The sequence below is a fragment of the Fodinibius sp. GM108 genome (assembly GCF_058386985.1).
The window spans coordinates 481,913-504,584 of the sequence record NZ_JBYEIR010000002.1 but is presented as its reverse complement, the minus strand read 5'-3'; the positions used below and the strand labels follow the sequence as shown (position 1 = coordinate 504,584).

The 22,672-nt window shown below is 45.4% G+C and carries 18 protein-coding genes; 2 read left to right on the top strand and 16 right to left on the bottom strand.

Annotated elements, in window-relative coordinates:
• Positions 1–73: 73 nt before the first annotated feature.
• The 5 genes from ACT3ID_RS05440 to ACT3ID_RS05420 all read right to left on the bottom strand — a co-directional run bounded on the left by ACT3ID_RS05440 (position 74) and on the right by ACT3ID_RS05420 (position 3,931).
• A complete protein-coding gene (locus ACT3ID_RS05440) occupies positions 74–1,444 on the bottom strand; it encodes a TolC family protein (RefSeq protein WP_491540980.1) in 1,371 nt (456 codons plus the stop codon).
• Between the two features lie 97 nt (positions 1,445–1,541).
• Positions 1,542–1,961: a hypothetical protein gene (locus tag ACT3ID_RS05435; protein WP_491540979.1), complete on the bottom strand. Its 420-nt coding sequence runs from the start codon at positions 1,959–1,961 to the stop codon at positions 1,542–1,544.
• A gap of 8 nt (positions 1,962–1,969) precedes the next feature.
• On the bottom strand, positions 1,970–2,407 hold the full coding sequence (locus tag ACT3ID_RS05430) for a phage holin family protein (protein WP_491540978.1): 438 nt from the start codon (positions 2,405–2,407) through the stop codon (positions 1,970–1,972).
• A gap of 1 nt (position 2,408) precedes the next feature.
• Positions 2,409–2,621, bottom strand: coding sequence for a hypothetical protein (locus ACT3ID_RS05425; protein WP_491540977.1), 213 nt, complete (start codon positions 2,619–2,621; stop codon positions 2,409–2,411).
• Between the two features lie 125 nt (positions 2,622–2,746).
• Complete coding sequence (locus ACT3ID_RS05420) at positions 2,747–3,931, bottom strand: 6-bladed beta-propeller (protein WP_491540976.1); 1,185 nt, start codon at positions 3,929–3,931, stop codon at positions 2,747–2,749.
• A gap of 127 nt (positions 3,932–4,058) precedes the next feature.
• Between ACT3ID_RS05420 and ACT3ID_RS05415 the strand changes: the two genes are divergently transcribed.
• Positions 4,059–5,144, top strand: coding sequence for a 6-bladed beta-propeller (locus ACT3ID_RS05415; protein ID WP_491540975.1), 1,086 nt, complete (start codon positions 4,059–4,061; stop codon positions 5,142–5,144).
• A gap of 723 nt (positions 5,145–5,867) precedes the next feature.
• On the opposite strand, the gene ACT3ID_RS05410 is transcribed toward ACT3ID_RS05415, so the two are convergent.
• From ACT3ID_RS05410 to ACT3ID_RS05370, 9 genes are all read right to left on the bottom strand, one after another.
• Positions 5,868–9,056 (bottom strand): efflux RND transporter permease subunit, encoded by a 3,189-nt coding sequence (locus ACT3ID_RS05410; protein WP_491540974.1) that lies wholly within the window; start codon positions 9,054–9,056, stop codon positions 5,868–5,870.
• A 121-nt stretch (positions 9,057–9,177) separates the two neighbouring features.
• Positions 9,178–9,549: a MauE/DoxX family redox-associated membrane protein gene (locus ACT3ID_RS05405; protein ID WP_491540973.1), complete on the bottom strand. Its 372-nt coding sequence runs from the start codon at positions 9,547–9,549 to the stop codon at positions 9,178–9,180.
• Positions 9,550–9,618: 69 nt separating this feature from the next.
• Positions 9,619–9,837, bottom strand: a complete 219-nt coding sequence (locus ACT3ID_RS05400; protein ID WP_491540972.1) for a DsbA family protein — start codon at positions 9,835–9,837, stop codon at positions 9,619–9,621.
• On the bottom strand, positions 9,815–10,549 hold the full coding sequence (locus ACT3ID_RS05395) for a hypothetical protein (RefSeq protein ID WP_491540971.1): 735 nt from the start codon (positions 10,547–10,549) through the stop codon (positions 9,815–9,817). The genes ACT3ID_RS05400 and ACT3ID_RS05395 overlap by 23 nt, the downstream gene beginning before the upstream one ends.
• A gap of 235 nt (positions 10,550–10,784) precedes the next feature.
• A complete protein-coding gene (locus tag ACT3ID_RS05390; RefSeq protein WP_491540970.1) occupies positions 10,785–11,849 on the bottom strand; it encodes a BF3164 family lipoprotein in 1,065 nt (354 codons plus the stop codon).
• Between the two features lie 111 nt (positions 11,850–11,960).
• A complete protein-coding gene (locus ACT3ID_RS05385; protein ID WP_491540969.1) occupies positions 11,961–13,034 on the bottom strand; it encodes an efflux RND transporter periplasmic adaptor subunit in 1,074 nt (357 codons plus the stop codon).
• A gap of 572 nt (positions 13,035–13,606) precedes the next feature.
• Positions 13,607–16,660, bottom strand: a complete 3,054-nt coding sequence (locus ACT3ID_RS05380; protein WP_491540968.1) for an efflux RND transporter permease subunit — start codon at positions 16,658–16,660, stop codon at positions 13,607–13,609.
• Positions 16,661–16,849: 189 nt separating this feature from the next.
• Entirely contained in the window at positions 16,850–17,074 is a 225-nt protein-coding gene (locus tag ACT3ID_RS05375) for a hypothetical protein (RefSeq protein ID WP_491540967.1), read from the bottom strand.
• A gap of 109 nt (positions 17,075–17,183) precedes the next feature.
• A complete protein-coding gene (locus ACT3ID_RS05370) occupies positions 17,184–18,428 on the bottom strand; it encodes a glycosyltransferase family 4 protein (RefSeq protein ID WP_491540966.1) in 1,245 nt (414 codons plus the stop codon).
• Positions 18,429–18,746: 318 nt separating this feature from the next.
• Between ACT3ID_RS05370 and bshB1 the strand changes: the two genes are divergently transcribed.
• Complete coding sequence (gene bshB1 / locus ACT3ID_RS05365) at positions 18,747–19,490, top strand: bacillithiol biosynthesis deacetylase BshB1 (protein ID WP_491540965.1); 744 nt, start codon at positions 18,747–18,749, stop codon at positions 19,488–19,490.
• A gap of 80 nt (positions 19,491–19,570) precedes the next feature.
• Here bshB1 and ACT3ID_RS05360 read toward each other — a convergent pair whose 3' ends face one another.
• Both ACT3ID_RS05360 and dnaG read right to left on the bottom strand, forming a co-directional pair.
• A complete protein-coding gene (locus ACT3ID_RS05360) occupies positions 19,571–20,413 on the bottom strand; it encodes an inositol monophosphatase family protein (RefSeq protein WP_491540964.1) in 843 nt (280 codons plus the stop codon).
• A 135-nt stretch (positions 20,414–20,548) separates the two neighbouring features.
• Positions 20,549–22,615, bottom strand: a complete 2,067-nt coding sequence (dnaG, locus tag ACT3ID_RS05355; RefSeq protein ID WP_491540963.1) for a DNA primase — start codon at positions 22,613–22,615, stop codon at positions 20,549–20,551.
• Between the last annotated feature and the right edge of the window lie 57 nt (positions 22,616–22,672).

Here is a 22,672-nt window from a genome sequence, read left to right as displayed (position 1 = left end):
ACAAAAAATCCCTTGTCCTTTCAGAACAAGGGATCATAATTCTCAACTACAATGTTTTCAATTAAATAAAATATTATTTGATCTGAACATCCTGATCTAGCTGCCCGAGATAATAATTCAACAGTTTCTCCTGGAAAATGAGATTGTAAAGTGCATTCGCCAGATTCGACTGTGCTTCGGTATAACGTGCGCTGGCATCAGTCAATTCAATGAGCGTACTAGAGCCCACCTCATACCGCTGTTGCTGCGTTTCGTAGCTACGCTCGGCAGCACGCAATGATTTCTGTGATGATTCCAAACGTTTGGCATATGACCGGTAGTCGTTATAAGCTTGTCGCACTTCTTCACGAACCGCATATTCCTGGTCTCTTAAATCTAACTGTGCATTTTTATAATTAACCTGTGCCTGCTGAATACTTACCCGTCGATCCCAATTGTTAAAAATAGGAACACTTATTTGAAAACCGGCATAACGATTAATTCGCTGATCAAAAAACTGATCAACAAAACCGACTGATCGGATTTCTCCTGTTGCAGGATCAGGAATGCTGTATAAATCTCCATAACCAGAGCTTATTCCTGCACTTACAGAAAGAGTTGGAAATAAAGCGTATCTTGCTTCCTTTAAATCGTTATTTAAAGTTTCAATCAACAGCTCTTGTGAACGAAGATCTTTACGGTTAGAAAGTGCCTGTTCAGTTAGCTTCTGCAAATCCAGCTCTTGTGGTTCCACATCTTCTACTGCTACTTCAGGCATCGCAAACTCATACGACTTCAAAGGATCAAGCTGCAGATTTCTTATCAATTGTGTTCTGCTTAACTCTAAAGCGTTTTCTTGATTAATAACCTCCAGCTCGTTACTAGCTACCTGTGATTCCTGATCATATAAATCAACAGTGGGGCGGGAACCTACCTCTACCTGAGCTTCTACTTGTTTAAGTTGTTGCTGTGAAGCCTCTAGATTTTCCTCTGCAATCTCTAAAAGCTGCTTGTCAAGTAATACCTGCAGATAACTGCTTGCAGCATTAAAAATGACTGTTTCGCGAGTACGCTCCAGAGAGTTTTCCTGACGGTCAATATCTTTACGACTGTTACGGAGATTCAATATATTACTAAACCCTTGAAAAATAGGCATGCTGGTACTTATTGATCCGCTGAGCGTATTACTCGTCACCTCTTCAAAAGCAATCTCACTTTCAATAAACTGTCTACCTACACTTTGTCGACCACTAAATGATCCGTCCACTGAAGGAAGGAAATTAGCTTTGGCACTAAAGTTTTGGGAACGTGCCAAATCCAGATCATTAGAAGCTCTTTTCAACTCTAAATTATTTTCCAATGCAATATCAATGGCATCCTGCAGAGTTATTTTCTCCGTGTCCTGTGCCTGAAGTGCAGCCGTCAAAAACATACTGATAAACAGTAACAAAATCCCTTTCCGCATGAGTAGTAGTATGGTTTATTGTAATTGTAGATTAGAAATTTTACACGAGACAACATACAAATTGTTACAGCTGAAAAGGTTATTTTAGCTAAAAGATTTAAGGAGTGTCTCGCTGATCTTCTTTTCCATTTGTAGATGAAAGATGTTCTTCGGCTTTTTGCTCAAGTAAATCTTCAATATAGTCCGTTGCAAAGGATACAGCTCTTCTTGTAGCTCTGTGCTTTAATTCAGAAAGGAGAGCACTGCCGAATTCACCGGCTGTTGATCTTGAGGAATTTGTCTCAGATGAGTTTTTATTGTTGTTTTTACTTCTGTGCCCAAGCAAAAAACCCAACAACGCTGATGCACCAACAATAGGAAGTGGATATTTTCGAATAAAGGTTTTGGGATTCAGCTGCGAGCTGACATCATCACGCACTTGATCCAACGTTATATCTAGTTCATTCTGAAGCGCATTCAGTTCGCTCTGCAGTTGCTGTTTCTTTTTTTCCAATTCATCAATCTGATCTTTCGCCATAATAACTATTATTCGTCGCTATTTGTGGAACTTTTCATTTCAGCTGATTCAATTTTCTGCTGGGCACGCTTACTACTATGTTCAATGGCTTCAATAACTTCTGCCTCAAAATGCTGTTTCACTTTTCTAAAAACAGCGGGCGGTTTCAAATACAGGAAAAGAGCTCCGCTAATAAGCAGCAGAAAACCAACTGCCACATATCCCAGACTTTCGCTTTCAAGCAGATGCCCAAGGTAAATAGCTAGTGCCAACAATAAAAAAAAGAATCCCAAAAGCAATAGTAATGCCCCCGCACCCTGGAGCACAAGCTTGGCCATCCAGCCGGATACGTAATCTCCGGTATTCAACAATGTTAACTCAATTCGCTTTTCGAGATACTGTTTTAGATCAGACGAGATAGTTTTCAAACGTTGTCCCAGCTGATCTTTCTTTCTCTTTTTTTCCATCTCAATCGTCTCTACTCAATATTTTTCCAATTAAAAAACCCAGAAGCAGTCCCCCTGCTACACTTTTTACAGGGTGTTTACGAATTAATGTTTCCGATCTTTTTTTTAGCTCATCAATTCGCTTAGCCAAGTCTTCCTCTTCCACTATTTTGCGCCCGCGTTCCAGGGCATCATCCAGTTCTTTATTCAGATTACTAATAATTTCTTCATTCATAATATCGGCAATTGTTTAATTCTGTTCTCTTCAATGATTATAAGAAATTATACGAAGATTAAATATCGTACAAATTACATCTTCATCCGCCAGTAACAATTCTTGCCGCAAAATAATGCCACAGATTATAAAAACTGAACTGTATATCGCACAACTTGCTCCAATCCGGTTTCTTCATCCTCTCCCCTGGCATATAGATAACCATTGCTGACTTCAACCAGACTTCGGCTTTCGGGCCAGGCAAACTGCGCCAGCAGTTCCCCACTTTCACCAATCACCCACCAATCATACTCATCACGATTATCGGTAATCGTTGAGATCCATAGGCGACCTTCCTCATCAACATTCATAGAGTTAAGGGTCGGCCATGTATCAGGGGCCTCTGCATTACGGACAATCTTTCGTTGGCGTTCCCCTTCATAATCCTTTAATATTTCGCGCTTATCCAGCTCACTTTTTTTATAGGGATGATAAATTGCCCTTTCATACGAACCGTCCGGTGAATGAACTTTAATCAGAAAGTCTTCGCTCCAGGCAGTATAGATTTTATCGTCCTCGGCCAGCGTTAACATAGACTTTCGACCAAAAGGCAAATACATAACCATAAAGCTGTTTCCGCTCTGATCGGTATGAACTTCCCGGGATTGCTGCTCAATGATTTTTTCAGAAGGATTTCCATCTCCATCCACCAGGTAGTGAAGTATTTTCCGTTCCTCCTCAAGATCATCCGGTCCAAAAAACTGACTAAAACTGACAAGCAAACTTCCATTGTTTCGTACATAAAACTGGCTGGGATATAATCCGTTAAGCTCATCAATACTCTGATCCTCCTGTAGTAATGAGATGGCATGAGAAAATTCCAGCGATCTCAACTCAAAAACATTTATCCTGCGCTGATTATAATCATACCCGTATAGATATTGATCATCAATTTTTAAGCGTCCAATATTTCCAAACTCACCTGGTCCTTCTCCCTCATTTCCTACATGAGTCAAATAATCACCATTTGGCTGGTACACATGAATCAAATTTTTATCGCGATCGGCAATGAAAACTCGTCCTTCACTATCCACAACCGTACTTGTAATCTGACCGAGAATCACATCTTCCGTATCACTGTAAATAACATCTTCATCAGGCTCAATAGAATGAGCCGGCTCGGCATCGGATGGAATTACCGTCAGATTATCGAGCTGAGCAATATCCTCCGGAATTTCATCGGCGGGTGATGAAGAACAGGCTGATATAGATATCAGTAAAAAAATGATAGTGATAAATTGATAAACAGCGTAAGATCTTGATGAAAACATATTTATTTATTAATTAATGCTAAATAGAACAATACTATTATAGAAAAATGGATTATTCAAATAATTAGCCACTGCGCTACTTTTATTTCTATGATAAAAGATCCCCTTCTTTAAACAATATAAATTTATGAATAGCGATCAATCACAGCATAAATCATTATTCGTCAGTATCATTTTTATATTTCTTCTGATTGGTGCTACAAATTGCTCATCAGAGCTAGAAGATACTAATCAGGATTTAAGCGAAGTTGAGCACATTTCCATCGACAGCCTGAAACTGATTGCAGGTCCAGCTACCAGCCAGAAAATAAGCAGTCCCAGCTATATGGACATATTGCCGGACGGCAGGCTTGCCGTATTGGATACGGATCAATTGCACATACTTCTTGTCAGTAGCGATGGTACTGTGGAGAGCTCATTCGGCAGAAAAGGCAAAGGTCCCGGTGAGTTTGTTGCCCCAAGAGGAATCAACGTTCGCGATACCATTATCAATATCATAGATGTAGGCTTGAAACGAGCAAATCAATACGATCTGGATGGGAATTTCATCCAAAACTTTCCATTGAAAAGAGAAACTTATCATTTTGGCTTTGTCACGACCGGAGTGGAGATGGAATTTTATTCTGTGGCTAATGGACACAACGGTAAATTAGTGGGATATAATGATGCTGCTACCGATTCATCCCGCTATTTTGGAGAAGCACCGATAGAAAATCCTCCGCCTGTCAGCGATCAACAATCTTTTCGGAGTAGCGCTGCCAATGGCGAAGTACCTGAAGCCATACGCAATGATATTATGATGGATTACCAAAACGGCGATCTTTATGTGTTTCTCAAAAATATGAGCCGACTGCAGAAATATACCGATGGAAATCTCGAATGGGAGAAAGAGCTCTGGTTACCTGCCAATAATATCATTTTTGATGATTTTTTAGAAGAGGCTCATCAGTCAGGCTTTGGTGTATTGCGATATATCTCTGATTTAATAGCTACTGACAATCATATTTATCTGCTCTGGAATGGCACGCCTGAACATCCTCAAACAGTTGTTCAGATAGATATAGAAGGGGAGGTTCAAACAATATATGAGCTTCCGGAATCGGATGAGCGTCAGTCATTCAGAAATATGGCTGTAGATTCCAACAACAACCGGCTATATCTCTGCGACTCGGGGGCTGCAGAAATATATGTCGCGGAACTGGATCGGCTGTAAACATTTTAGAATTATTTCTATTAACTTCTGGCCACAGATCTGCACAGATTTTCCTGATTATTTTTCAAATAACTAACTGAAACCCGGGGGTAATCGCTACCACGAGTACGCTGAGAAATACGCAGAGTTACATGGAGCTGTTCCTTTATAATATCTGTGCAAGCCTGGGACTTAAACAAACCTGGGCGGTCAAGTTATCCGCTCTACAAATAACACTTCTTTGTTCAGCTGCTGTGTGGTTTGACTTTTCCAGCGCTTCTGTTGTCGAAATTATAAACACTGCTTCAAATACAGAACATTTACTGTTTCACAGAGATACACAAAGAAATCACAAAGTTACACGGAGCAACTTCTGCTAATTCTCAGGGTAACTTGATTCTATGGATCAAAAAATTAATATGATTCTCCTTTAAACATCCATTTATATCTGTGTAAATCTGTGGCTTAAATAAACCCCAGAGCAAGCAAAATGACCGTTCTGCAAAACAACGCTACTATCTTTGTTCAGTCGCTCACCGAAGTTTTAACGCAGGAGAGCTCCACGGCTGAACTTAACCCGGCGCTTTGCGTCGTTGATTATAGGATAGATCAAACGCAGAGCGTTTATTTCCTAGTCCCGACGCAGAGCTCAACTACGCCTTAGCTTCGAAGAACAAGCATCGGGACAGATAAAAGTAAAAAGTACACGTTCAGCATATTCTGCGGTAATCCACACCATCCGCCTTATAAGCGTTCTGTTTCAGTTTTCTCATAAAAGGTCGGCTCCCAAAGCCCCATCAGCAGCAAAATAAGCAGCGTGCTGGTGCCGAGCCCCCAGACGACAACCGTGGCCAACAGCTCCCAAAAATCACTTCCCTCAATCAGCATAAGCGGCAGCAGTCCGCCGATAGTAGTAAGCGTGGTGATCAGTACAGCTCTCATCTTATTTTTATAGACATAGAGCCAGCTGCGCAGACAATGGATGCCCAGTTCACGACAGTACTGCTTTTCATGCATCAACAGGATGGAGTTGTTGACTACCACGCCTACGCAGAGCAGCGTACCGGCTATGGCCCCGCGGTCGAACGCCAGGTCGTGATACAAGGTGCCTAACATCACACCCAGCAGGCTGAGCGGGACGGCAAGAATTACCACCAGCGGATCTCTCCACGACTCAAGCAATGCTGATACGATCATCCATACGCTTAATATTGTCAATCCCAATAACAGCAGCAGGTTTCGCGAATTGTCATCGCCCGAACCAAAAATGAAGCCACTTCCAAACTCCATGCTCATGCCCACTGGTACAGGTGTTTCTTCAATTACGCTTTCCACATAATCACGCCCCAGCCGGTATGGACCCAGAAAATCCACATTAACAATCCGCTGATACGATTGGTCTTCGCGGCGGATCATCGACTGACTTTTCTCTCGTCCCAGCTCAGCCACCTCGGACAGCGCAAACATTGTGCTGTCGAATGGGGAAAAACGCTTCTCGCTCATCAGCTGCTCACTTTGGTTTTGCTGATTCAGATTGCGCCCGATGAGATACATCTGCTGTCCATCCAACTCTACCTGTCCGAAGGTGTTGGAGGGATTGACATCCAGTGAAATAGCCGATAGCACGTCGCGGCGGTTCAGCCCCCGTAGTGCCATTTGCTGATCATTCAGCTGCAAATAATACTGGTACAGATCATCGCGACTCCGCCAGCTGCCCGTCCCGTGGATATCCACCTCTTCCACGCGCCGGTTTTGCATCAGCCGACTACGCAGATCCCGCGCCAGGGCCAACAGCTCATCATAGGAATAACCGGTCAGCGAAATGCGATGACTCGAAGAACTACTGCCGTAACCCGTGCTGATGCCGTCGCCCAGTCCGCCGACTGAGATGGCTGAGTTACCGATACCCGCGGCCAGAAATTGGGCTTCGGCATAAAAGATATATGGTTCGGGACGACTCAGGTATTCGTTTTTGATATAGAATGTCAGACGTGCCCCGCTGTATTCAGATAACTGAGTTTCGTAAAACGAAAATGCCTCTTCATACGGCTCTGCAATCTTCTCATAATTTCGGGCCATCTTGTCCATCTCCTCCAGCGGCGTGCCCTGCGGCGTACGGATATTCACATAAATTCGCTGCTGCTGGTCACCGCCTCCCCACGGACTCCCGAAATAGGTGTCGTTAAAAAACTGATAGGTAATACCGCCCACCCACGGATCGATGTCATCGCGGTTATCAAAATAGATCTGCGTGAACTCCGGCCAAGCCGTCCCCTCCTCCCAATCGGGCGTTTCAATGGCAAAAAGCGGGATGCCGATTGCAGCAATGAGGGCCACGTAAAAGAGCCAGCGCAGTTTGTAGCGCCAGACAAAAAGCTGCATCACAAAGCGGCGGATCACTCCGAAAAAGCCATTTTTCAGCTGTCCCAGCCGGGACGATTCTTTATCGACGTGCGGGACAATCCAGACGAGGGCGTATGGAATCCAGCTCAGGGAAATGAGCACCGAAGAAATCAGCGTCAGCGAAAGGGCTACGGCCAGCGGCACCAGAAAAAGCTGCAGCTCTTCCATGGCAAAAAAGAGCGGGATAAAAATGCCGATGGTCGTAAAGGTACTCCCCAGCACCGGTACAAGCGCACGCGGTAGCTGCTTCCGAATGTGAGCAATGCGATCGTCTTTGCCCTCCGGAAGATTCGGATTTACCTGCTCGAAAACGACCACCGCATTGTCGATGATAATGCCCAGCGAGACCGTAAGTCCGGCCAGTGTAATGATGTTGAGGGTATAGCCGATAAAGTACAGGATGCTCACGCTCATCAGCAGGGAAAAAAGAATACTGCCTAAAATAACAAACGGCGCGCGAAGGCGGCGGATAAACAACAGCAGCACGCAAAAGACAACGAGCAGACTGATTATCGCCTGGTACGGCAGGCTGCCAAACTGCTCGCGGAGCTTTTCGGTGGCATCCTGCTCGAGCTGTATGGTCATGTCGGAGGGAATTCTGGAGGCAATATTCTCCATCTCGGCCCGTATCTGCTCAGCCAGGCCGATGGCGTCGGCGCCGCTTTCTTTGATAAACTCTACACCAAGCGCCGGACTCCCGTTAATGCGCTTCAGACTCTTGGCAGGATAATCCTGGATACTTACCTCCGCCACATCATCCAGCTTTACCGTACGCGGACTTCCGGGAATCTGCAGTGGCAGTTCGCGTATGGTCTCGAGCTCCGAAAACTGCGGCTCCACCAGCATGCTGATGCGACGGCCCGACGACTCCACATAGCCGGACGACCGCCACTGCAGGTTTTCACGAATGGTGTTGAGTACCTGCCGCGGATTGATGTCGTAACGCTCCAGCAGATCCGTATCAAATTCTACAGTTAACGCCGGATCGCGTGCGCCGTTGATTTCCACTTCGGCCACACCTTCGAGTCCCATCAACGGCAGACGAATATTCTGGCGGCCGTATTCCAGCAGCTGACGCACCGGACGATCACCGCTAAGCGAATAGACCACAAACGTTTGCATATCCTGGAGCTCATCAGGCACACGACGGCTAATATTAGGCTGACGTACATTGGCAGGCAATTCATCCTGCAGTGAAAACAGGTACTCCTGCAGCTCCATTTTGCGGTATTCAACCGGGGCTTCCCTGTTAAACGTGATCGTCACGCTGGCCTGTCCCTCCCGCGAAATCGATTCGATACGCTCTACATCACGCAGCCGATTGGCCGCCTGCTCAACGCGGCGGGTCACTTCCTGCTCCATCACTTCGGGTGATGTGCTGCCCCAGTTGTAGCTGACCGTTATCGATGGCAGGCTAAGGTCGGGCGACATCTCCAGGGAGATGTTCTGCCACGCCACCACTCCGATGACCACTACCAGCACATAGCTGAGCGAGATAAAGTAACGTCTGTTGAACAATCCTGATAACATACTAGTAAGATAGTGGGATGAGCGGGAATATCAAGGCTGTTTGAAGTATTGGAGCCGCGGATTTTAGCGGATAGTTTTAAACTTTCAGATCCGCATTTTTTTTGAGACTTTGCGGATCTAACTAATCATCTGCTTTCAACTGAATTATTCCCAGTAAAATCATCAGAACAGTATTTTCGACAAACAATCGCCAGTTATTCTTGCGTTCTGTCAGCTCGCCAAAACAGCCACAGTCAGAAACCTCTCCATTTTGAAATTGTATAAAAGCCACAACAGTAAAGATAAATACCATAATAAATAATGAGGAACTTACCTTTTGTATCTGAAAGGCAAACAACAATAGTAAACCTAACCCTATTTCAAGACCGGGAATCCCATAAGTAAAAAAGGTGACAAAGAAGTCGGGCAGGAAATCATGTTTTGAAAGTATCGCAGCAAAAGATGAAAGAGACAAAATTTTGCTCCCCCCGAAAGCACAAAAAAAGAACCGCATATAATACGTATAGAAGACAAGACATAATCTGAAATAAATTGTCGGTAAGAGCTATTCATGTTATATAAATTACCTATTCTCAGCAAGAGCGCCTTGTACTAAATTCTCAAGCCCTTGCTCAGTCAACGCTCCCGATATCAATTTACCATTGATTAAAAAAGTAGGGGTACCATTAATACCAAGCTGTTCAGCCAAATCGAGACCAGAATCAATAATAGAGGCAGTCTTCTCATTTTTTAGACAACTATTAAAAGAATCAATATTCTCAACCTGTCGCCAAACTATCATATCGCAGATTTCCGATTTGATCTTGGTTAGTAAACAAGAAGGAATGGAAGTCGCTAAACTGACCCTGCTTGCCAGCACCCGTAAGCAGTTCTATATTATCGGATTCCCCATCCCAAAAAGCTAACTCTTCATCTGGCAATAAAGTCCATCTCGGACTTCCACTAAATGGAGGCTTTATACTAAATTTATTTGTAACCCTTACAGAAGAAAGAGACTTAAATTCCATGATCTGTCTCAGATCATCCATTTTATACAAGAAATAGCCGTCTCGATTGATTTGCCCCTCACTGCCTATCCTCATTTTCTCACCACTAATAATACCTGAATGATCATTACATACAACGGAAACAGCCAGATTTATCTCATCCAAAGATCTTTCTTTTATAGGATCTCCCGAAAATGAAAAGGACAGCAATCGATTATTACCAAGCTGAGAATCCAGTACATAAATAACATCCCCATCTGTACAGCTACTTCTTGGACTCACCATCTCATAAGGTCCGCGTCCCTCCCTGCCAAAAGAACGCACTTCTTCATCCTGATAAATGTGAATATTGGGTTCATTACCTGTGAGAATCACCGAAAACTCTTCATGAATAACAACATCTTTGATATCAAATAATTCTTGCTCCTTGCCTATTATTTCCCCGGGATTTGGGCTAACCTGGAATAAGGAGAATAACAACAAGAAGCTACTAATAAAAGTATACATGTGGGTTCTGCTTATTCCAAAGATTAAAAAGTAGGTTTAGGTTTTTAATAGTAAAAGACTATCAGAAAGTTCTTATCTACAAAGTTCGGAACAGATTTAACAAGTCGTTTACGTACTCAGGACGAATCCCGATCAGCCGATACACTGCACCCAATCAAAAAAACTCATCTATTATACTTGACTTTCCACATCAACAGCAAAAAAAATCCACACCCAACCCGATCCTGATCACTGTTCACTGATCACGTAAACTGCCAACTGCAAAATCATACGCCTGCACCTGCGCCAACTCCGAATTGATCAAATACAACCGTTTATCTGTAGCCAAAATATCGCCTGCAGGAGACGGCAGTTCCAGGGAATGCAGATAGCCGCCTGTTTCAAGGTCATATACATCTACAAAGTGACCGGGTAGTTCGTTGTCTTCATTATTATTTTGCAAAAGTTCATATATATAATGACCGGATATCTTCAGATCGGATGTTTCCAGCTCTGTTTCCGGAGGTCTTGAAATCTGCATATCACCTTGGGATTCCTGAACAGGCTCAGAATAGGGAATACGATCAGGCGTGCTTATGGTTTTGGTGCGATTGCCCTCACTATCAAAGAAATAGAGATAACTGGCATATCGTGGAGAAAAAACAAATCCGGTATCATTCTCAGTAGCATAGATATCCCCTGCTACAGACAACCCATTTTGCTGCTGGTTTTCCATAAACTCTCCAAAACGATGTGCCACCTTTCCCTGAAAATCAGAACGGTAAAACAGTTTCTCTGCCATACCTGATTCTATTACGAGCTGTTTATCAACAACTACCAGCCGGTATGGGTTTGGTTCGGTCTGATACTCATTAATAAAATCAGTCGTTCGGGCATCAAATGTCATCAAACGTATTTTTCTTCCATCAACTAGATAGAGCGTATCTGAATTAGAAATGTCAAAACCCATAATAATCTGAAATTCTCCCGGGCCTTTTCCTTTACTGCCAAAACTGTCGATATATTTCCCATCCAAGTCAAAACGTTTGAGTCGCATATCCCCAAAATCGGACACATATAAATATTCTTTGTGTCCATTTATCACCAATCCGTTTAGCAGGGAGTCTGTTATATCGCTGTGCAAAAAAATCTCTTCGCCGATCAGTTCATTCTCCCAGTTTCTTTCTTCAGGAGCCAGAATTGCTCCCTGTTCATTTTTTTCAATGGTATTCTTCTCAGCCTCTCCACTGGAACATGATAGGAAAAGAGCGGGAAGAAGAAGCCCGATTATTAATTGCAGCATTCGGGTTGTAAGATTCATAGCACCTCCCATTTGATGTTGGTAGTAGTAAACCTATTTAATAGCGAGCTAAATCATTGCATCCTGAATCCTGTATTCTGATATACTGATAACTGTTAACTGAAAAACTGATCACTGATCACTGGAAACCTGCATACGCGGATCCACCATCTGCAGGTGACTCAGGGCAAAATGCTGGTCCACGGCAATCGTATCTCCCGGCGCTATTTCTTCATGATTGATAATCGCCCACTCACTATTTTGAGCTTCCGGTTCCACATACACCCACTGCACCTCATTATTTTCCGGCTCCAGCTTAAACAAGAGCGTACGCCCGCCGTCGCGGGACAAGATAGCCGACCGCGGCACGCGCACTTTGCCATCCTGCTGCAATGTCTGAATACGTCCCTCTACCGTCATACCCGGCAACAAAACCTGATCGCTATTATCCGCCCCCACAATCACCGAACCCGTTTTCGTCTCACTGCTTACCACAGGCGATACCGCCTCTACCTCTCCCAGCAGCTGTTCGCCATTGGGCGCGGTAAGCTCTACATCCATTCCCGGCGATATATCTCCCAGCTCTGATTCCAGCACATCAAAGCGGATGCGCACCGTACGGTCATCCACCAGCTCACCCACTTCTGTACCGGCGTTAATATAGGTACCGGATGAAAGCCGGCGATCTGTAGAGAGCGTCCCGGTAAACGGTGCTTTCAACACGGTATAAGAGAGATCCAGTTTGGCCTGCTCCAGCTCAATCTCCGCCTGCGCCAATCCGGTGGTAATACGTACCATTCTGTTATTGGGATCATCACCGCCGTTGGTTCCATTCGCATTATTGTCCGAACGCATGCCCATCTCAATCTGATAGGCGTTGAGTGCTTCTTCATATGCATTTTGAGCCTGCTGCACAGCCATCTCCCATTCGCGTCGGTCAAAAGCCAGCAGCGTATCTCCCTTTTGTACTCTCCGACCTTCAACAATGTTCGACTGCTCGACATATCCGCTTATTTTTGGCTTTAATTCTACGGATTCATTAGCCTCTACCACGCCCTGGCTCTCAACATACTGATAGATCGGCTCATCGTCGGCCACGGCAAAGATTACTTCGGGACGCACTTCGGCGGATTCCTGTTCTTCTTCGGAGATCGGGTTTTCATCTTCGGATTCGCTGCTCTGGCAGGCACTTAAAAATAACCCCACACAGCATATGATTGTTAATACTTGATGAAATACGGGCGGAAAATTATTCATGAAAATAGCCTATAGTTTTATCTCAATAGTATTTGCAATGTATAGAGAAGGAACGGACTGGGCAAATGTGGATTTGATTCACCACTCAGTCACTCAGAACACTAAGGGTTTAGGCCACAGATCTTCACAGATTAAAACAGATTTTTTGATTATGATTTTCGTCCCTCCGTACTTGTAGGGGGGGGTACTATAGGGTGAGTCAAATAGATTATTCCACAAAGAAACACCAAGGAGACACAGAGTTGCACAGAGTTTTAAAAATCCATCTGTATTCCGTCAAGCATTTTTTTCAAAACTCCTTCGTTAAGCTAAATTGTCTTAATATCTCCTGTTGATAAATCCTGAACGAATATTCTGTTTTGTGAAACTCAATCCACGCCAGGTAATCACTGCTCGCATCAAAAGCCTGTCAAGCTACCCGTCGGACGGCAAAACCAGCCGCCAGACGGGCTTTGTGAATCATTTATTTCCAATCTCCAACATCAAACTTCTAACTTCCATCATCTAACATCTAAAATCCATCATTCTACATTCCCAACACGCAACTGCTCCACCCATTGAAAGATAATCGGCACCAGGTAGAGTGTCAGCAAGGTACTCGTTACCATTCCGCCCATGAGAGCTATCGCCAGCGACTGACGAAAGGCATAGCCGTCGCCGATGGGCAACAGCATAGGAATCAATCCAAAAATAGTAGTAAGACTAGTCATCACGACAGGACGAAATCGATGAAGTCCGGCCTGTGTTATCGCCTGATGCAGATCACCTGTATCAGCAAAGTATCTGCGCATGAAATCAACTTTGAGGATGGAGTCATTGACAGCAATTCCGGTTAGAATAAGGATTCCCATAAAGGAGAGCGCATTCAGACTGATACCGGTGAACCATAAGATCAGCACCGACCCTACCCATGCAAAGGGCACTGCCACCAGAATGATGAGCGGGTGACGCAGGCTCTCGAATTGTACCGACAGAATGATATAAATAATAATAACACTGATGAGCAGCAACAATCCCATATCCGAAAGCAGCGAAGCAATGCTCAGTACAGCGCCACCGACCTGAACTTCGGTGCCTGTTTCCCGGGCAAAACTATTCAGCGTTTGTTGGATCTCTTCGCCGTGCCACCACCAGTCAGTAAAGCTGATGTCACCCATGTAGCTCAGAACCGGGGTTTGGTCGACCCGCTCGAGCTGCTCGGGCTCTGATGTTCGCTCGATCGCTACCAACTTTTCCAGCGGCACTCTCAAATTATTCAGCTCCAGGATAATATTTTGTGGATCAAAAATCTGTCGGTCGTACCCTACCATCCGAATAGGCACGTTTTCATTCTGACGATTCCAGTCGGTAATTAAACTGCCGCGCGTTAACGACTCCAGATATTTAATCACTTCCTGTTCATCGATCCCTAACTGCAACAATTCCTTTGTTTTAAATCGCATCTGATAGGTATCGAGCTCCTGCTCATATTGTTTGGATAAACCGGTATTCAATCCCGCTCTCTTCAGCCGTTCCTCCAACTGTCCCGCCAGCTGCTCGCTCTGACGTCGATCCTCATCCACCAGGCGAAAAAGCACCGGCGGCTGATTCGCATCGGGAAGCACATTCATCGCGTTTTGTGTCGCCAGCGGCTGATGAGACCATCCGGGCTGGCGATCCATAAATTCGGATACAGTCTGCCGCACACGATCCGCCATATTATATCCCCCAACCGGAATATTAATCGTAAATTTATTAAGTCCCTCTTCAGAGAGATTTGTTAAATTGGTTTGATCGGTATAGCCGCCCAGAACCTGGATGGGGCGATCCTGCGCTTTCTCATCTTGAACATTTCGAATTAAGGCGCCGGCGGCATCACGTGTAGCATGCAGTGAGGTATTTCCCGGCAGTCGCACCTGGTATCGAACCTTCTCGGGCTCAGTTTCGGGCAGTACATTTTTACCAACCATGGTAAACAAAAATCCAGCTGCAACCAGCAGTATAATCATTCCGCCTAAAAAGAGTCCCTTATGCTGTAATGCCCACTGCAGACTTTCTTCATAGCGGCCGCGCAGACGGTCAAAGATCCGGTTAAATCCCAGCACTTCGGAAGATTCTCCCTTCTTTTGAAACTGTGTAACCAAAACCGGAAGAATGAGCAGGGCCACACCGAGCGATGCCAGCAAACTGATCGACAGCGTCCACGCCTGATCCTGAAAAAAAGCACCTTCAAATCCCCCTAAAAACACGAGGGGCAGAAATACAGAGATGGTAGTGAACGTGGAGGAGGTAACGGCCAACGCAATTTCGCGAGTGCCGAGGTCTGCGGCCTCAAAAATAGATCCGGTACCCGAACGGTGACGGTTGATATTCTCGAGCACGATGATGGCATTATCCACCAGCAGACCGATGCCGAGGGTGAGTCCACTTAGTGAGACGATATTGAGTTGAATATCGGAGAGATACATCACAAAAAAAGTCAGAAAGATACTCACAGGTATAGCAACCCCGATGGTGAAGGGCGTGCGCCAGTTATCCAGGAACAGGAACAGCACGATAAATGCCAGCAGGGCTCCGTAGAGCAGGGTTTGCAGCAGGTTGCTGATGGCGTTGCGGATAAAGCTGGCGTTCTCCTGCAGCACAGTAATCCCTATACTGGGATTCTGGGCCTGGAGCTCATCCAGTAAAGGCCGTAAAGTATCATAAGCCTCGACAGTATTGGCTCCGTATTCTTTTTTGACCAGTACACTCAGCACTTCGCTGTTATCTACCAGAGAAAATGAGGTGGGATCGGCTTCGTCGAGACGAACTTCGGCAACGTCACTAAGGCTCAAAACTCGTCCGGTACCCAGGGTTTTAACAGGCACCTTCTCTACATCCTCGATCGACTGGATTCGGCTCTGAATTTTCAGCGAATAGCGATACCAGCCGTCGCGAAGCTCTCCGGTGGCAGTAAAGAGATTAGACTGTGATACCAGATTCTCCACTTCGCTAAGCGATACGCCGTAGCGATTCAGCGACTCAGGACGATACCTGATTTGTACTTCGGGCTCTACTTCTCCCACTAAAACTGTCTGGGCGATGCCGTCCGCCTGCTCCAGACGACGGGATAATACCTGCTCGGCCCAGCGTTTAAGGTTGAGACGCATCTCAAAATCAGGATTCGACTGATTGACACTGGTGATGCCCAGCACAGCAATCGGTTCGTCGGAGGCGGTGTTCTGTACCAGCTGGGGACGATCAGCTTGCTCGGGAAGTGTAAATTGTATTTGGTCTAACTTTTCGCGGACATTCAGGAACGACAGGTCCATATTCTGTCCCCACTTGAACCGCAGCGAGATAATGCTCTGCCCCTGACGAGCAAAGCCGTGGACGCTTTCCAATCCTTGTACTGTGCTCAGAGCAGCCTCCATCGGTTCATTGATACGCTGCTCGATCTCTCGCGGGGCGGCTCCGCTCCAGTCGGTTTGTACCAGCAAGCTCGGGGAATCGACCTCCGGTAACAGATTGACAGACAGTTCACTCAAGGCGATCGTCCCAAAGATGAGTGTCGCCAGGATGAGCATAAATGCGGTTATGGGACGTTTTAGCAGCAAGAATCTTTGATGATGTTATAATTGATACGATAATTATAGTAGTTGAAGAACAGAGATACAAAACGTTTTCTGGTTTGGTGATTTTCTATCACTAAGGCACGGAGGGCACTAAGAAGAGTCTGTTAAAATCTAATTTTTGAAAATCCGAATGGGCAGACTTCTTTACTCGTATTCCGTGGGTATTATTAATTACTGAATAACTGCTGATTTCAACTCACCCCACCCAGGCAACTTTTCCACGGTTTTCAAAACATCCGGCATTAGGGTTATGAGGATTCTGGCTGTGCGGATGAGCGCTGAGGATCGAAATAATTTCTGTGTGAAAGCCGCCGGTCTTGCGGCTAGAGTTAAATTATTTCCCGAAGCGGGAAGCAGCACAAATCCGAAGAACCCGTAGCCGGTGAGTTTTTTCATACCTTTTTTGCTCATCCAAAAAAGGTATAGAACAAAGAGGTGTATAACGCGTGATGTTTAAAAGCACTTCCTCCAAGGAAGATGATTCATCGCTTAAGAATAAAAACAACTACCTCTTATTCTTCTCCTCTATCCAGCGCGACATATATTTCGTACTGGCGGTAGTGTGATGCATCAGCATTTGTCCCATGAAATTATTGAGACGATGATTCTCCAGGTTACCGGCAGTTTCTTTTATCCTGTTAACAAGCCGATTGCCATATCTTTCTTTTGAAAATCGTTTGTTAATTATTTGAGTGCCATTTTCCTGTGCCTTCTTCCAGCGGGACTCATCCGTAAATAACTCCACAGCCGCCTCTGCAAAATCACGCGGTTTATTTGCAATCTCTCCACTCCATGGAAGATCACCGTTGATTCCCTCCGCTCCGATATCAGTCGTTACACTGGGCGTGCCGCACTGCATCGCTTCCACCAGCTTGCCTTTGAGTCCGGCACCGAACCGCAGCGGTGCCAGACAGACTTTGGCACTTCCGATAACCTCCTCAGCACTTTCGGCTCGACCTTCAATATAAAATCCGTATTCGGGATCGTGCATCTGCTCTGCCCTGCTATTAGCATATGAGCCATAGACACGCATTTTGACCTGCGGCAATTCCATTCGGATCAGCGGCCAAATTTCATTCCTCAAATATTCCACAGCATCCATATTGGGTTCGTGCTGAAAATTTCCGATCGTCATAAAATGGTCGCGGGATTCAAACGGCAGCCAACTATCCGTTATCTCTTCACTAAGCGGCTCAAGCAGATACGGTAAATATTGCAGTATATTTTCATCTACTTGAAAAACTTCTTGCAGAAGATCTATTTCGGCTTCCGAAATAATCAGGGACAGATCGCTCCGGTAGATACTGGCTATCTCCCTCCTGGCATCATCTGTTGATAACAGATCTTGTTCCGTTAATTCACTATCTTCCTTATGAGCCTGTTTTCGGGCCCGGCGCAGGCAGTGCAGATCCTCGGTATCCAGCACGCGAACGGCGTTGGGGCAGTGCTCTGCCACACGCCAGCCGAACTGCTCTTCGACTACAAAACGATCAAAGATCACAACATCCGGCTGCAATTCTTTGATAAAATCATCAAATGTAGAGCTGTTTACTTCAATCGACTTGGTTTGGAGGCCCCGGCTCTCCAAATCGACTGAATACTCGCTTTCTGCAGCCGTGCTGGCAAAGGTTATCTCCCATCCTTCGCACTGCAAAAGATCAATCAGCTGTATCATACGAGTTCCCGCCGCCGACGATCGGGGCTCGGGCCAGACAAAGCCGATGATTAAAATACGTTTAATGTCGTTCATCTGAACTGCTTATGATTCGGAGAATTTCGTGACAAAGAATAATAAATATATGACGTTGAAAGAAATTCAAGACATTTGCATTTTAATTACTCTTTGAATAAATGTGATCAGGATTTTTCCATGGCTTATGGTACTTGAATAATTCTTCTTACAAATTTGAAAGAGAACGACTTTTTTACCACAGAGAAACTGGAGGAAACCGCAGAGTAACGCAGAGATTTTTCCCGGCCCTCTTCGTAATCCTCTGCGCTACTCTGCGGTTTTCATTAGCCTGTTTTTCAAGCCAATTGTTTAATAATTACTTTAAAAAAATATCGTATGAAACTAGATGTCTTAGCACTTTCCGCTCATCCCGATGATACTGAACTATGCTGCGGGGGGACGCTGGCCGCACTGGTCAACCAAGGTAAAAAAGTAGGCGTGGTGGATTTTACGCAGGGAGAAATGGGAACTCGCGGTACTCCGGAACTACGACTGCAGGAAGCTGAAAATGCCGCTGAAATAATCGGTCTTGAAGTGCGCGATAATTTGGGACTGCCTGATTCCAGGCTTGAGAGCAATCGAGATTTTCAAAAGAAAATCATCCAAAAAATACGCGCGTACCGTCCGCATGTCTGTCTGATAGGGGCACCATCGGATCGCCATCCCGACCACGGTAACGGAACACAGCTCGCGCTTGATGCCATCTATTTTAGCGGATTGGCAAAAATAGAAACTTTTGGCAGTGATGGAAACCCACAGGAGCGGTGGCGTCCGTCACACACGCTGCATTTTATGCAGGATCGTCCCTTTAACCCGGACCTCATTTTCAATATCACGGATACTTTTGATATCAAAAAGGAAGCTATTCTGGCTTTTGAGTCGCAATTCAATGTAACAGACACAGATGATGAGCCGGAAACGTACATTTCAAGTGAGGAGTTTTTTGAAGGCATCGAAGCTCGGGCGCGTCACTATGGGCACTTGATCGGAGCTAAATATGGTGAGCCGTTTAAGTATCAGAATGGTCCGGTGCCGATGGGCTCGTTTGATGCATTTTTTGAGACGAATCCCGCACGATGAAATAGAACACAGATAAAGCAGATAGAACGGATTTTCGCTGATTATACAGCAAAACTATTTCACATTTGCCATCTGCCATTTCACATCTCACGTCTGCCGTCTCCCGTTTCCCCGCCGTTAATCTCCTCTTTCGTAAACAACTCCTGAATCCCTTCCAACAAAAAATTATGTATATCGGAATTGCCGGCTACAATGCGTTCGCCAAAAAGCCAGTCGTCACTGCCCGACCAGTCAGTTACAATTCCACCGGCTTCCTGCACGATCAGGGCAGCAGCTCCCACATCCCACGGACTCAGTGAATACTCATAGAATCCATCAAACCGTCCGCACGCCAGGCAACACAGATCAAAAGACGCAGCACCCGGACGTCGAACGCCCTGGGTGTCACTCATCAATCTTCGGAAGAAATCGATATAATGATCCACAAGGCTCAAATCATTATAGGGAAAACCAGTGCCAATAAGTGCATCCTGCGGATCTTCGCATTTTGATACGGTAATGGGATTGCCATTGAGGAATGCCCCTTTCCCTGCCAGCGCTGTAAAACATTCATTTTGCGGAACCTCCAGGACCAATCCCATCTTCGGTTCTCGATCCTCCCATAATCCAATAGAAACACAGTAAATAGGAAATCCGTGTGTAAAATTGGTCGTACCGTCGATAGGATCAATCAACCACGACCGCCCTTCGGGAAGGGAAACTTTTTCTGTCGTCTCTTCCGCCAAAAAATGATCATTCGGATACTCGCTGCGTATGCACGACAAAATCTCTTCCTCCGCCTTCACATCCGCTTCTGTAACAAGATCATTCTTCCCCTTAAAATCGACCGAAAAATTACTCTCTCTCTGATATTTTTGAATGATTTCGGCAGCCGACTTTGCGGCTCTTTTAGCAATATTTAACTCAGCAGTGTAATCAGCCATCTCTTAAGAAACATTTTATAAAGTGTACGTTTTTATTTTTTCTTTAAAAATCTGCGTTATCTGCTTAATCAGTGAGAGACAGTATTCCCGCAGATGGTGCAGAACTCGCAGATTATCCAGTCGATTATATTAGGATTATTCTTTCCGCTCGCTCTTCATTTTATATTCAAATACTTTGTCGGATACCTTTCTAGCAGCATCTGAATCGGGATCGGGAAACAGTTCATCAATCGGTGACTGCTGCAATAACGTACGTTGTCGCCCCGCCTCTTTCATCGCCTTCATCACTTTTTGGCGTTGATCTTCCTCTTTGGCAGAATTGTATCGCTCGTATAAATCAACCTGCAATCGATCCAAAAAGTGAATTTTTAACGCCTTAAGTGCCCCTTTGGCCGTACGATAGGGGTTTTTATCCTTCTTATACTGTACGCCAATTTTCTCGTGATGACGATCACTCACCGAATGCTCTTCTAAAACAATTTCACCTACTAGCTCCGGATAGGGATGCTCCCGCTCGGCATATTTTTCGACCGAAACCTTCTCCTCATTTTTATAACGCTCGATAATATCCACATAAAATTCTCTTAGCTGCGGATCCTCAAACTGCTGCTCATTACACTGCGATCCAATGTAGTCGATCATATCTCGATCGTACATCAGCATCAGGCGAATGAGCTCCTTCTCATAATTAGGTCGTTTCTGAGGCGGTTCAGGTTTTCTTTTTTTGTGGGATTCGTTTCCTGTCCTTTCACTGGATCCCACTGTATGAGGATGCGGTGCCTGTGGACGACCATCCCTCTGATCAGATTGTTGCTGCTCACGTTGCTGGCGTGCTTCCCGCTCCCGGCGCCGCTTTTCTCGCTGTTTCGCCTTCTGCCGCTCCTCCTTCACGCGTTTTCTGATTTTCCCCAACTCATCAAACAATGCCCGGTCACCGACCTTGGCTTTGCTGTTCAAATGTTGCACAAAGGTTTCCCGCGAGACAGGATCGGGCATATGAGCAATACTCTCAAGGATTTCAGAAATCACCTTCTTCTTTTCGGTCGGATCCTCCCACCGTCCATCTTCTTTTGCTTTGTGGATTTGGTACGTCAGAAAATCTTCTGACTCTTCGCGCTTCATTTCCAGGAACGAATCTTTGCCAAACTGGCGAACAAAAGAGTCGGGATCCTCCCCCTCGGGCAGCTCCAGCAGTTTCACATCCATCCCCTCACGAAGTGCAATATTGATACCGCGCTTCATTGCCCGCTGACCGGCTGAATCGGAATCATAGATCATTGTTATTCTATCACCGTAGCGGTGCAGCAACTTCATCTGTTCCGGCGTTAGTGACGTACCACTGGAGGCAACCACATTGTCCACCCCGTACTGCTGTAGCGAAATGACGTCTGTATATCCTTCTACTAAAATTACTTCATCGGTCTTGCGGATCTCATTCTTCGCAAAGTTAATCCCGTACAGAACTTTACTTTTATTATAGACTTTTGTCTGCGGAGAATTAATATACTTGGCGGTCTTTTTATTATCGCCGAGTACTCGTCCCGCATATGCAATCACTTTTCCGGAGGGGTTAAAAATCGGGAACATCAGCCGTCCCCGGAAGGCATCGTAGTATCCTTCACCGCGTTTGCTCGGTTTGATTAGCCCCGCCTCCAGCAGATATTCTTCATTGAGTCCAGAATCCAGTGCCGTTCGATACAGTTTTTCCCCATCACCCGGGGCATAGCCGAGTCCATACTTTTTTATAATTCCGCGGTCGTATCCCCGCTCCTGCAAATAATCCCGGGCCGGCTGTGCTTCATCAGTCTCCATCAGGTGACGAAAAAAGAATACTCCGGCATATTTCAAAGCATGATAAATTCCCTCGCGCAGATTGTGTTCTTCGTCGAACTCCTGTGCTCCCTCTTCCGGCAGCGATACACCGTATCGGTCAGCCAGTGATCGCATCGCTTCCACAAAACCGACGCCTTCCATCTCCATAACAAAATTGAAAACATCGCCCGACTCACCGCATCCAAAACATTTATATATTCCGAGATCGGGTGTTACATGAAAGGATGGGGTATTTTCATCATGAAAGGGACATAATCCCTTCCAGCTGCGTCCCGATCGCTTCAATTTTACGTAGTCCTCGACCACCTCGACGATATCCGCCGCGCCGCGTACTTCTTCTTTTTTTTCATCGGGAATCATGGTTGCCATAGCAAAGAAATGATAAGATAATTCCGCATGATTTTCATCCTTTAATCAGGTGGAAAA